We start from the raw sequence: 13,292 nt of genomic DNA on the forward strand, positions 1-13,292 counted from the left end.
TGCTAGCAATATTTTCAGGGACGATAACAAAACGCCCTTATAGAGGTTCGAATTATGATCAAATTTGGTACAGGCGGTTGGCGCGCATTTATTGGCGAAGAGTTCACCAAAGACAATGTCCGATTAGTGGCACAAGCCATTGCAAACATCACCAATGATGAGTCTGTCGCCGAGCGGGGCTTTATCATTGGTTATGACCGCCGATTTTTATCAGATAAAGCGGGACGTTGGTTTGCTGAAGTTCTTGCCGCGAACGGCATCGTAGTGAGCTTCATCGATAAGTTTGTTCCAACCCCAATTGTGATGTTTAAAGCGAAAGAAATGGGTTGTGCCTATTCAGCCTGTATCACCGCCTCTCACAACCCTGCGGATTACAACGGCATAAAAGTGTTCATCGAAGGTGGACGAGACGCAGACGAGATCATCACAGAAAAGATTGAATCACAAATATCGACCCTAAGAATTCAGGACATCAAAAGTATCGATTTTGATCAAGCCGTCGAAGACCACCTGATCGATATCATTAACCCAATGAATGAATTCGTCGACTCAATTATTGACTTCATCGATATAGAGTCAATAAAGCAAGCCAACCTGCGTGTGTTGATTGACCCAATGTTTGGTGTGGCAAAAAATGCGTTGCAAACAGTATTGATCAATGGTCGCTGTGAAGTCGATGTAATCAACGATGGTAAAAATCCAGATTTTGGTGGCTTAATGCCATCTCCAAGTGCCGCAACTCTTTACCGACTGATGCACTTGGTCGCTCAACAAGGCTATGACATCGGTATTGGCACTGACGGTGATGCCGATCGTTTAGGCATCATTGACGAAAAAGGCAACTTCATTCACCCAAACGAAGTTCTGATCTTACTCTACTATTACTTGCTCGAATACAAAGGTTGGAAAGGCTCTGTCGTACGTAATATCGCCACCACACATTTACTCGATAAAATCGCACAAGATCATGGAGAAACGTGTTTTGAAGTGCCTGTCGGATTCAAACACATTAGCTCACAAATGGAAGCCGATGATTCTTTAATTGGCGGGGAAAGCTCAGGCGGCTTGACCATTCGCGGTCACATCAAAGGTAAAGATGGCGTTTTTGCTTCCAGTTTACTCGTTGAAATGATTTCGGTAACGGGCAAAAAGATTTCAGAATTATTGGACGAAATCTATAGTAAGTATGGTTACGCCTATATGGCAGAAGGCGACTGCAAATTTAAACCAGCGCAAAAAGAACAGTTGTTCAACAAGCTATACGTTGAGAAACAGCTGCCCGAATTTGAATTTGATATCGAAAAAGTCAGTTACGAAGACGGAGCGAAAGTCTACTTCCAAAATGGCGGCTGGGTCATCGCTCGTTTCTCTGGCACTGAGCCACTTTTACGAATTTTTGCCGAGATGAAAGACAAAGACACTGCAGAACGTGTTCTTCAGCAGTTTAAAGACTTTTTGTCTTTATAACTGTCCAGAGACTTAAGCGTGTTGCTTAAGTTGTATTAAAGAAGGGGAACACTTGCCCGGTATCACTGCCGGGCCTTTTTTGTCGAGCAATCAACTTAGGTAAAAGCGAGCACACCCTGCATATCAATTTGCACCACAACACGATCACCCACATTCAAAGCTTCAGTCGAAGTCGCTAACAGATGGTCTCCTTCGACATCAATCACATACCTGCAATGGTCTCCCATAAAATGCTGTTCCAACACCTTCACCGCACTACTGTCATCTTGTTTAATTAATACATGTTGTGGACGTAGTAATAATGCGCATTGAGCTTGTATATCAATCACCTGTTGCGCGTTCGCTTCGATCAGGCCTAGGTGAGTGTTAAACTGGGTTTCTGAGACTCTTGTGGCTTCTAGATAACTTCCTCCCCCTAAAAAATCCGCCACAAATTTACTCGAAGGTTGATAGTAAAGCTCTGAAGCCGTGCCATATTGTTCAATGACCCCATTATTCATCACCGCCAATTTATCCGCAAACGCAAAGGCCTCTTCGCGGCTGTGAGTAACGAAAATCGCCGTGACACCCTGCTGTTTGAATATTTTTCGAATTTCACGAATTAACTCGTGGCGAACTTGGGTATCAATATTAGAAAATGGCTCATCCAACAACAAAAGATCAGGGCTGTAAGCCAGTGAACGAGCGATCGCAACACGCTGTTGTTGTCCACCAGACAACTGATGAGGATAACGATCAGCGTACCCTTGAAGGTGCACAAGCTCGAGCATTTCCTGCACCTTAGCTTGCTTTGATTGTGTTGATAAATTTTCCAAGCCAAATGCAATATTTTGCGCAACGTTAAGGTGCGGAAAGAGCGCATAATCTTGGAAAATCATCCCGATATTACGCTGCTCTGGTGGCAACCAATGCTTGCTGTCGTCAATGATCAGCGAGTTAAGACGCATTTCCCCTGAGCTCAAAGGCAATAACCCTGCAATGGCTTTGAGCAAGGTTGTTTTACCACAGCCACTTGCCCCAAGTAGACATACAATTTGTCCCTGTTCCACGTCTAACGATAAAGACTCCAGAACGGTTTGATCATCGTATTGGCAAGTCAGGTTATTAATTGATAATGCACAGCTCATCAGTGATTTTGCTCCAGTGAACGGTTGACAACAACAAGTGGGACTAACCCAACAAGAACCAGCAACACAGCAGGCAAAGCCGCCAATTCTAAATGCTCATCTGACGCAAAATTATAAACATAAGTCGCCAGGGTTTCGAAGTTAAACGGGCGTAAGAGTAACGCTGCATTCAGTTCTTTCATCGACTCAATAAACACCAAGAGCGCTGCAATTAATGCCCCACGCTTTATTAATGGTATATGTACTCGCCACAGCATTGTGTTTGGTGAGCACCCCATCGTGCGAGAAGCCATATCTAAAGATGGAGAGATTTTATTGAGGTGGCTCTCAACGCTACCAATTGCAACAGCAGAGAACCGAACCACCATAGCAAAAACAATCGCAAACATAGATCCAGAAAAGATCAACCCTGGCCTACCCAACTCCATGGCTTTAGCAACGTCATTGATACGGTGGTCCATAAATAACACTGCAACCATCACACCGATTGCTAATACGGTACCAGGCACCGCATATCCCATAGAAGACAAACGCATGAACACTAAACTGTCTCGTTTTCCATTCAGTCGATGGGTAAAGTTCACCACGATGGCAACCGTAACACCAATCACTGCAGCAATCACCGACACAACAACACTGTTGTAGGCATATTCTCTAAACTCAGGCGTCCAACTTTGTGCAAAATAGGTAATGGAATAGCTGATCAGCTGCATGAGTGGCAAAATAAACGCAATGGTAACGAGCCCCCAACACCAAATCAGTGCTGCCCACTTTTTCCATCCACTGAGCTCATATCGAAAATCTTCGTGACTATTGAATTGACTCTGAAACAACTTCTGCTTACGACGACTGTACCGTTCTGCACTCAATAAAAGCACGACAATGACAAGCATGATTGCGGAGATTTTAGCCGCTGCATTCAAATTAGAATAACCGAGCCAAGTATCATAGACCGCTGTTGTTAACGTGTTCACCGCGAAGTAACTGACCGTACCGAAATCACCAATGGTTTCCATTGCCACCAAAGATAAACTGACCGCAATGGAAGGGCGCACTAAAGGCAAAGAGATGCGAAAAAAACTCTTCCAAGGAGAACACTTCAACAATCGAGCACTTTGCAACAACGAGACGTTTTGCTCCATAAATGCCGCACGGCAAAGCAGATAAACGTAGGGATACAAGACCAGGGATAATACCCAAGTCGCCCCAAACAACGTCCGAATATCAGGGAACCAATACTCTCCTGGACCCCACCCCGTAAAATCACGCAAAACAACCTGAATCGGACCAGCAAAATCAAACCAGTCGGTAAAGATATAACCAATAATGTAGCCCGGCATGGCCAAAGGCAATACCAACGCCCACTGTAACCACTTTTCAGAGGGAAGCTTGCACATGGCCATTACCCAAGCACTGGGAATACCGAGTATTAAGGAGTGCACCATCACGCCAAAAGTCAGTGTGATAGTGTTGTAGATATAGGTCGGCATAACCGTTGACATCAAATGAGCAAACAGGTCATCCGTCTCACCAATTGCGGTGTAGAAGATCGCTAAGATCGGCAAAACCAGTAATAAAGTTAATACTCCACTACTGGTCTTCCATGAAGAATGTTTATCTTTCATTGCCTAATTACTGCAAGGCTTTACGAAATATAAATGCCGCTGCAAATACATCTCATATCCTTTAATCAAATGGGGCAACCGTTATACCCCATATACCCAAATAACTTCAAGATGAAGGGCTCAGAGCGTTACCATTCGCGCAACTTCAAGAAAAAATACGCACTGCTAAGCAAACTGTCCCCCTATCTGAATGACTTGGATATCGACATTAAAGGTCAAATTTTACTTCATCGAGCAATTTAATTGCCGCTTCATGATGAGCTGCGATGTCGTCGAGAGAAATAGTATCCGCTTTAAAGTCCCCCCACGAATCAACTAACTCAGAACGTGGTACGCCTTCTTTAACCGGGTATTCAAAGTTAACTTCAGCATACATTTTCTGCGCTTTGTCACCCGTTAAAAACTCCATTAACTTTAATGCGTTTTCTTTGTTCGGTGAGTATTTAGCCATTGCCATACCGGAAATGTTTACGTGTGTGCCTGTCGTTTCTTGATTAGGGAAATTGATGTAAACCGCATCAGCCCAAGCTTTTTGCTCTTTATCATTGACCATTTTCCCTAGGTAATAGCTATTGCCCAATGAAACATCACAAAGGCCTTCTTTGATCGCTTTCACTTGCGCACGGTCGTTGCCTTGAGGTTTGCGAGCCAGGTTCGCTTTAACGCCTTCTAGCCACTGCTTGGTTTCGGCTTCACCATGATGCGCAATCATAGAAGATACGAGCGATACATTGTATGGGTGCTTACCGCTACGCGTGCATATTTTGCCCTTAAACTCAGGCTTTGCTAAATCCGCATAGTTAAAATCTGCACCAAGTTTACCCACGCGGTCACGAGAAGAGTAAACACTACGGGTACGAAGTGTTAACGCGAACCATTCGTTTTCTTTGTCTTGGTATTGTGCTGGAACATTTGCTTCAATGATGTCGCTGTCAACTTTCTGTACTAGATCTTTATCAGTGAGCTCTGCTAGACGGCTAATATCGGTTGTCAGAACAACGTCTGCCGGGCTGTACTCACCTTCTTGAGCGAGTTTTTCTGCCAGTCCTTGTTTGGCAAATTTGACGTTTACTTTAATGCCAGTGTCTTTTGTGAACTCATTAAACATCGGCTCAACTAAAAAAGGCTGACGGTAAGAGTAGACGTTCACCTCTTCAGCCGCTGAAACCGTTGGTGCTAATATAGCGCTAGACAATATTGAAAGAGCTAACAGTTTTTTCATTGTTTAATCCTTTACGATGCTAATGATAACGTTTATCAGTTGCGTTATTATAATCATGTTCAATAGTAAAACAATCACACAAATAAAAAAACCTGCTCATCGGAGCAGGTTTTGTGATTAAGAATGTAATGAAATACTACTAAGAGATTATTTCGCAGTGACGAACTCAGGATACGCACCTACACCACAGTCGTGCATGTCCATACCTTCCATCTCTTCTTCTTCACTAACACGGATACCAACGGTTGCTTTCAAGATTGCCCACACAACCAAACTTGCACCAAATACCCAAGCAAAGATAACGGCAGCACCAAGAAGCTGAGCACCAAATGTTGCATCACCATTACTTAGAGGAACAACCATCAGACCGAAGAAACCACACACACCGTGTACTGAGATAGCACCCACTGGATCGTCAATCTTAAGTTTATCTAGACCAATGATGCTGAACACCACGACAACACCCGCGACCGCACCAATTGCCACTGCGTAAAGTGGTGATGGTGATAGAGGGTCAGCAGTGATAGCAACCAGACCAGCCAATGCACCGTTTAGAATCATGGTTAGGTCTGCTTTACCCCAAGTAGTCTTACATACGAACAGTGCTGCGATTGCACCGGCTGCTGCTGCAGCATTAGTGTTGAGGAAGATTTGACCAACTGCTGTCGCGTTCTCAAAGTCAGAAACCATCAGCTGAGAACCGCCGTTAAAGCCGAACCAACCAAACCATAGGATGAATGTACCCAATGTCGCCAATGGCATGTTTGAGCCAGGGATTGGGTGGATTTCACCGTTTTTACCATATTTGCCTTTGCGAGCACCAAGCAGTAATACACCAGCTAGAGCCGCAGACGCGCCCGCCAGATGCACAATACCTGAGCCAGCGAAGTCACTGAAGCCAGCCTCTGCTAGGAAACCGCCACCCCACGTCCAGTAACCTTCCATTGGGTAGATGAATGCGGTCAAAATTGCTGAGAATACTAAGAAAGACCATAGTTTCATACGCTCAGCAACCGCACCTGATACCACAGACATTGCTGTTGCTACAAATACCACTTGGAAGAAGAAATCAGACTCAAGTGAGTGATCCGCACCTTCACCTTGCGTACCAATCAAGCCACCGAATGAAGGTAACCAACCGCCTTCACCGTTGCCGACGTACATGATGTTGTAACCGACGACTAAATATGTCGTACAAGCAATTGCGTACAAGCAAAAGTTCTTAGTTAAGATTTCTGTTGTATTTTTAGAGCGAACTAAACCCGCTTCAAGCATGGCGAAGCCTGCTGCCATCCACATAACCAACGCACCGGAAATGAGGAAGAAAAAAGTGTCTAGTGCGTAACGTAGCTCCGTTACCGTTGTTGCTAATTCCATAATAATTACTCCAATCCCTTGAATTCTTAAAGTGCTTCTGCGTCCATTTCACCCGTACGGATACGCACAGCTTGATTCAGGTCGTAGACAAAAATCTTACCATCACCAATCTTTCCTGTTTGTGCTGCTTTTGTGATCGCTTCTACCACGCGATCCACATTGTCAGCATGAGTGGCGATTTCTATTTTTACTTTTGGTAGAAAATCGACTTGATACTCAGCCCCACGATATAGCTCTGTGTGACCTTTTTGACGACCAAAACCTTTGACTTCTGATACTGTCATCCCTTCGATACCAACGTCAGCCAATGCTTCACGAACATCGTCCAACTTGAATGGCTTAATAATGGCGTTGATTATTTTCATTAAATTTTCTCCGAAGCTTTCATCCTGAAACGATCTTATTAATCCAAACAACGTGCCAAGTTTTTAAGTTGCTGATTTTAAATAACTAACCATATTAAGCGTCTACACAAACAAAAAGAGCGCACCATTGCGGTGCGCTCTTTTCACAATTTTAAAGCAAGCAACTAACTGTTGCCCAAAATTGTGCATTATATATTCAGAAACGATTTCCATTGCTCGATAAGGGTGACAAAATCTTCTCGCCCACAGCTGGCTGTGCTTTCAGCGTTATAAAAGTCAAACTCACTTTCCAGCTCAATGTCGTGATCGTGCGACATGGTGTTCTCTTCCACCAATACCTCATCACCATGAATCATCAAGCTGATCTCAGTTCCCAGTAAACTATGCTCTTGAGAAGGCGAACAAAATGACTGTTCAATCAGTGCTTCAACTTGAGCGATTTTCATCCGATCTTTACCAATTTCTTCTTGCAACCATCGCCCTACAATCTCATGTCCCATGCTGCACTTAACGTAATATTCTCCCATTAAAGTATTACGGATGAATTCATATTCCATCGAGATCGCCTTTCATATCGGTGTGTTTCGTATCAATTTGGTGCGGAGTATAACCAATTGATTGTGGATACCCAAATACCATAAAAAAAAGCACCTCAATTGAGGTGCTCTCTATTAGTGCAATCTATGATTCACTTTTTGGTGCGATTACTTATGCAGGTTCTTGGAAAATAACTGTATCTGCTTTCTCAGTGTACTGTTCCATCTTATGGAAGTTCAAGTAACGGTAAGTATCCGATGCAGTCGCGTTAATTTTCGCTGCGTACTCTAGGTATTCTTCCTTGGTCGGAATGCGACCTAGGATTGCCCCAACGGCCGCGAGCTCCGCTGAAGACAGGTAGACATTTGCACCTGTACCAAGACGGTTCGGGAAGTTACGCGTTGAAGTCGAAATCACCGTTGCCTTATCCGCGACGCGAGCTTGGTTACCCATACATAGTGAACACCCTGGAGTTTCAATACGAACGCCAGCACGACCATAAATACCGTAGTAACCCTCTTCAGTTAGCTGGTCACGGTCCATTTTCGTTGGTGGTGCAACCCAAAGGCGGGTATCTAACGTACCACCCCATTGCTCAAGCAGTTTACCTGCCGCACGGAAGTGGCCGATGTTAGTCATACAAGACCCGATGAAAACTTCATCGATCTCAGTACCTTGAACTTCAGACAACAAGCGAGCATCATCTGGATCATTCGGTGCACATAATACAGGCTCACCGATCTCATCCATATCAATTTCAATGACGTGTGCGTAGTCTGCATCTTTATCCGCTCGCATCAGCTCTGGATTTGCTAACCACTCTTGCATTGCAGTAATACGACGCTCGATCGTACGGCGGTTACCGTAACCTTCCGAGATCATCCACTTCAGCATCACGATGTTAGAATTTAGGTACTCTTCGATCGACTCTTGAGATAGGTTAACAGTACAACCTGCCGCAGAACGCTCTGCTGATGCATCAGACAACTCAAACGCTTGCTCTACGGTTAAGTGCTCTAGACCTTCAATCTCAAGGATACGACCAGAAAATTCGTTAATCTTGCCAGCTTTCTCTACTGTCAATAGGCCTTGCTTAATACCGTAGTAAGGAATGGCATGAACAAGGTCACGTAGTGTGATTCCTGGTTGCATCTTGCCTTTAAAACGCACCAAGATAGATTCTGGCATATCGAGAGGCATTACGCCTGTCGCTGCTGCAAAAGCAACCAAGCCAGAGCCAGCTGGGAACGAGATACCAAGTGGGAATCGAGTATGCGAGTCACCACCAGTACCAACCGTATCTGGTAGTAGCATACGGTTTAGCCACGAGTGGATAATACCGTCACCCGGACGTAGGGAAACACCACCACGGTTCATGATGAAATCAGGTAATGTATGGTGTGTATTCACATCGACTGGTTTTGGATATGCCGACGTATGACAGAAAGACTGCATGACTAAGTCGGCAGAGAAGCCAAGACAAGCAAGATCTTTAAGCTCGTCACGCGTCATTGGACCTGTCGTGTCCTGAGAGCCAACCGTCGTCATTTTAGGCTCACAGTATGTGCCAGGACGAATACCTTCTACGCCACACGCTTTACCTACCATTTTCTGTGCAAGTGAGTAACCTTTGCCAGAATCAGCAATGTCACCTGGCTTGCGGAAAATGTCCGTTGGTTCTAGGCCTAGTGATTGGCGAGCTTTGTCAGTCAGACCACGACCAATGATCAGTGGGATACGACCACCAGCACGTACTTCGTCAATAAGTACGCTGGTTTTTAGCTTAAATTCAGCCAGTGTTTCGCCTGTTTCGTGGTTGCATACTTTACCTTCAAATGGGTACACGTCGATCACATCGCCCATGTTGAGCTTAGACACGTCAACCTCAATCGGCAGAGCCCCTGCATCTTCCATCGTGTTAAAGAAGATAGGCGCAATCTTACCGCCAAGTACGTAACCGCCAGCACGTTTGTTTGGTACGTAAGGGATATCGTCTCCCATAAACCAAAGCACAGAGTTCGTTGCTGATTTACGTGAAGAACCTGTACCAACAACATCACCAACGTATACCAGTTGATGGCCTTTGTTTTTTAGTTCTTCAAGTTGTTTTATCGGACCAACATTACCTGGTTGATCCGGATTAATACCCTCACGCTCATTCTTTAGCATCGCAAGTGCGTGCACTGGAATATCTGGACGAGACCATGCATCTGGTGCAGGCGACAGGTCGTCGGTATTTGTTTCGCCCGTCACCTTGAATACGGTCAGAGTGATTTTTTCTTGCAGTTGAGGCTTAGATAGGAACCACTCCGCATCAGCCCAAGATTGTAGAACTTGCTGGGCGAATGCATTACCAGCTTTGGCTTTCTCTTCTACGTCGTAGAAAGCATCAAACATCAGCAAGGTATGAGACAAAGCTTTTGCAGAGATTGGCGCGAGCAGCTCATCATCCAACAACTCAACGAGTGGGGCAATGTTGTAACCACCTTGCATCGTGCCAAGCAATTTAGCTGCTTTTTCACGATCAACGAGTGGCGACTTCACTTCGCCTTTCGCTACAGCAGTTAAAAAACCAGCTTTAACGTAAGCCGCTTCATCAACACCTGGTGGAATACGGTTTTCTAGAAGATCAAGAAGAAACTCTTCTTCACCTTGTGGGGGAGTTTTAAGCAATTCAACAAGTCCAGCGACTTGCTCAGCGTCTAGGGGTTTAGGAACAACTCCTTCGGCAGCACGCTCTTCGACGTGTTTACGGTAGGCTTCAAGCACGACTTTTTCCTCTCATTGCGGTTCCTCCTTTATTATTACTATTGTTAAAGTAAAGGAGTAAACATCCTTGGAAACTTGGCTCTCCATTGCCCTTGTTTTCATTCAATAATGATTGAGAAACAGCGCCGTAGAGGCCAAACTGTGGGCAAGAGAATAGCAAATTTAACCTTCAATTAAAATCTAATCATTTTGACCAACATAGCAACTTACGACTAAAGTCCGGCTAATTTTGCTCAAATATGCTTAACATTTGCTTTCTTTTGCTAATTAATTAAACGATGTCCCTACGATCAAATACACCGCACTCATATTCTGTTCCGTAAGACCATAAGCCAACATAATCGGTCCAATTGGAGAGTCAACGCCAAAAAACAGCGAGCCGGCATTATACAGTGGCGCATCATTTAACTTCATATCATTGTCCGACCACACACCACCATGTTCTACCGATGCTCCCAGATAAACGGGAGCCTCAAACAGACCAAAGTCGTTATCGAACCATTTGTATCGATATACTAGGCTGGTATAAAACAAGTTATTACCAATTAGGCTGTTTCTCGGAATACCAGAAAGATTTAAAAAGCCACCAAGTTCTCGAGGATTTAACGGAACAGAAGCGTTTTTGCTATCGACGAAACTGTAGTCCGCATGTCCGACTAAAGTATGACGCTGATGGCTAACCGCGCCTTTAAGACGAGCTGATATTTCATACACAGTATCTTCTGCCGTTTCATAGTTATCAATACTCCCATATGGGCTTGTATCATGCGAGACGACGTATTCTAAATCGACCAAATAACCGCGCGTAGGAAAAGCAAAGTCATCCAGAGTATCTAAGCGATAATCCGCGAATAGCCCTCGCCTTTCGAAATCAAGTTTACCAGCAGACGCAACCGTTGAGAGTTCCACATTGCCCGTTGAGTATCGAGCGCCAAAGCGAAGTTCTTGCCATAATGTCGGTTGAAGACCAAGTGCCACCTCGGAAGTGAAGTAACCGTAAGACACCGGCCAAAAATCTTTCACCGAATGCAAACCATCACTTTGGAAATCGTCCAACGGTAAATTTCTGTTTTCACTGTGATAAGCCAATCGCGAAGAAACGAAAACCTCTTGGCTAGACATAACAGGAGTGTAAAGCTCCGCTTCAATCAGTTTATCCGTGCCCATTTCAATATTGAGCGCTAACTCCGCACCATCAGAATTGAGGTTCGTAAAATTAGTCGACATGCCGATTCCATACTGACTCTCTGTATCAAAGTCGTCTTCAAGGAAAAAACGAAAATTGAGATAATTAGGACCCCATGACTTTTCATTGACAGTGAAGACCAGCTGCGTCAACCCATCAGCCTCCTCAAAGTGATAAGTAACCAGCTCAAACCGGTCAAGGGCATAAAGGTTTTCAACCGCTTTTTCTATCTCTTTGGTTGGAATTTTCCGCCCCGTTTCTAAATGCAGACGGTTGGTCAACAGAACATCACTATAGTGCGTATTATTAATAATGACGACGTCGTCAATAACTCGCGTATCGCCATACACCAATGTCTTACGGACAGCCTGCTTATGGTCGATGTATTTCTGGTAGTCAGCGTTAGATAGACGCAGTGATTCAAACTTGTCTTGCAACGTCTTAGTAATGTCATAACCGGATTGAAATGCGGAAGGCATTTTATCAAAGTCGACCGTTTCCATTGCACCAACGTTAGGACGAATATAAATATCTTGCTCTTTCAACTCTTCCCGTTGTTGTTGTGTACTACGGCGGACAAGGTAGTTAGAAAGTTGGTCCGCGACAGTAAATAACCCAGTAAAATCTTCTTTCGTTTTGTAGTCAGTACTAATGTCGACAGCAATAACCACATCCGCCCCCATGGCTCGCGCGACATCGACTGGCATGTTGTTAACCACACCGCCATCAACCAACATATGGCCATTTAAATAGTAAGGAGGAAGTGCGCCTGGTACCGACATACTCGCCATCATCGCATCAACCAAATAGCCGTTACCAATGACAACCTCTTCCAGATCTAGAATGTCAGTCGCGACGGAGCGGTATGGGATCGCGAGTACATCGAAAGAATCGAAGCGTCCTAGATTGCCAGTAGTTTCTCGCAAGATACGCAACATATTCTGTCCCTGCACAACACCGGTCGGAGCGCGGATTTCACCAAACCTAACGCCGAGATCTGTGGTGATTTGGTATCGGTCTTCATAAACTTTGTCACGGACTCGACGTTGACTTCTATCAACGCGATCCCGATAACCGCTGTTCCAATCGATGCTATAGATAAAGCTCTCGATTTCATCCGCACTCATGCCCGTCGCATACAAGCCACCAACATACGCACCCATACTCGTCCCCGTCACAATATCAACCGGGACGTTCATTTCTTCTAGCGCTTTTAATACCCCGATATGAGCAGCGCCTTTTGCCCCGCCTCCCGCGAGAACCACAGCAATTTTAGGGCGAGATAAAGATTCATTATTTTCAGTTTGAGCAAAGGAAGAAGGAACGATTAAGAAGACACTCACTACGAGTACTAAATAGCGAGTAAATGATTCTGACAACAGCAGATTGAACATTCATAACTTCCTTTATTAATTCCTGGGTATACCCAAACATCAACAGACCCTAGGTTCAGTGAGAATGACTTGGTTCGCAGACAAGGTAACCATTTGAGGATCGAGTGGTTCTCAATCAAAAATCGTTAACAAAGACTGTGGACCAAGTCATTTGGGTATAAATGGGCGCTTAGGCGTAGTGACAGACATTGCCCATCACCACTTAGCCCTAAAACCGCCCTAA

At 44.6% G+C, this 13,292-nt stretch carries 9 protein-coding genes; 1 reads left to right on the plus strand and 8 read right to left on the minus strand.

What is annotated here, in order from left to right; all coding sequences use genetic code 11:
* Window positions 1–54 precede the first annotated feature (54 nt).
* The gene (locus tag ONE56_RS10495) at window positions 55–1,467 is read left to right on the plus strand and encodes a phosphoglucomutase/phosphomannomutase family protein (RefSeq protein WP_041155601.1); all 1,413 of its coding nucleotides are present in this window, start codon (window positions 55–57) and stop codon (window positions 1,465–1,467) included.
* A gap of 95 nt (window positions 1,468–1,562) precedes the next feature.
* On the opposite strand, the gene ONE56_RS10500 is transcribed toward ONE56_RS10495, so the two are convergent.
* The 8 genes from ONE56_RS10500 to ONE56_RS10535 all read right to left on the minus strand — a co-directional run bounded on the left by ONE56_RS10500 (window position 1,563) and on the right by ONE56_RS10535 (window position 13,069).
* Window positions 1,563–2,594, minus strand: a complete 1,032-nt coding sequence (locus ONE56_RS10500) for an ABC transporter ATP-binding protein (protein ID WP_423839830.1) — start codon at window positions 2,592–2,594, stop codon at window positions 1,563–1,565.
* Window positions 2,594–4,219 (minus strand): ABC transporter permease, encoded by a 1,626-nt coding sequence (locus ONE56_RS10505; protein ID WP_423839831.1) that lies wholly within the window; start codon window positions 4,217–4,219, stop codon window positions 2,594–2,596. Before ONE56_RS10505 ends, ONE56_RS10500 begins: the two co-directional genes overlap by 1 nt.
* 208 nt (window positions 4,220–4,427) lie before the next feature.
* Window positions 4,428–5,441, minus strand: a complete 1,014-nt coding sequence (locus tag ONE56_RS10510; protein ID WP_423839832.1) for a Fe(3+) ABC transporter substrate-binding protein — start codon at window positions 5,439–5,441, stop codon at window positions 4,428–4,430.
* A 147-nt stretch (window positions 5,442–5,588) separates the two neighbouring features.
* Window positions 5,589–6,818 (minus strand): ammonium transporter, encoded by a 1,230-nt coding sequence (locus ONE56_RS10515; protein WP_423839833.1) that lies wholly within the window; start codon window positions 6,816–6,818, stop codon window positions 5,589–5,591.
* 26 nt (window positions 6,819–6,844) lie between these two features.
* The gene (locus ONE56_RS10520) at window positions 6,845–7,183 is read right to left on the minus strand and encodes a P-II family nitrogen regulator (RefSeq protein ID WP_005386570.1); all 339 of its coding nucleotides are present in this window, start codon (window positions 7,181–7,183) and stop codon (window positions 6,845–6,847) included.
* A gap of 188 nt (window positions 7,184–7,371) precedes the next feature.
* Window positions 7,372–7,740 (minus strand): YacL family protein, encoded by a 369-nt coding sequence (locus ONE56_RS10525; RefSeq protein ID WP_423839834.1) that lies wholly within the window; start codon window positions 7,738–7,740, stop codon window positions 7,372–7,374.
* A 151-nt stretch (window positions 7,741–7,891) separates the two neighbouring features.
* On the minus strand, window positions 7,892–10,489 hold the full coding sequence (acnB, locus tag ONE56_RS10530; protein WP_423839835.1) for a bifunctional aconitate hydratase 2/2-methylisocitrate dehydratase: 2,598 nt from the start codon (window positions 10,487–10,489) through the stop codon (window positions 7,892–7,894).
* Window positions 10,490–10,756: 267 nt separating this feature from the next.
* Window positions 10,757–13,069: a patatin-like phospholipase family protein gene (locus ONE56_RS10535; protein ID WP_423839836.1), complete on the minus strand. Its 2,313-nt coding sequence runs from the start codon at window positions 13,067–13,069 to the stop codon at window positions 10,757–10,759.
* Window positions 13,070–13,292 lie beyond the last annotated feature (223 nt).

The sequence above is a fragment of the Vibrio mytili genome (genome assembly GCF_049563345.1).
GTDB classification, from domain to species: domain Bacteria; phylum Pseudomonadota; class Gammaproteobacteria; order Enterobacterales; family Vibrionaceae; genus Vibrio; species Vibrio mytili.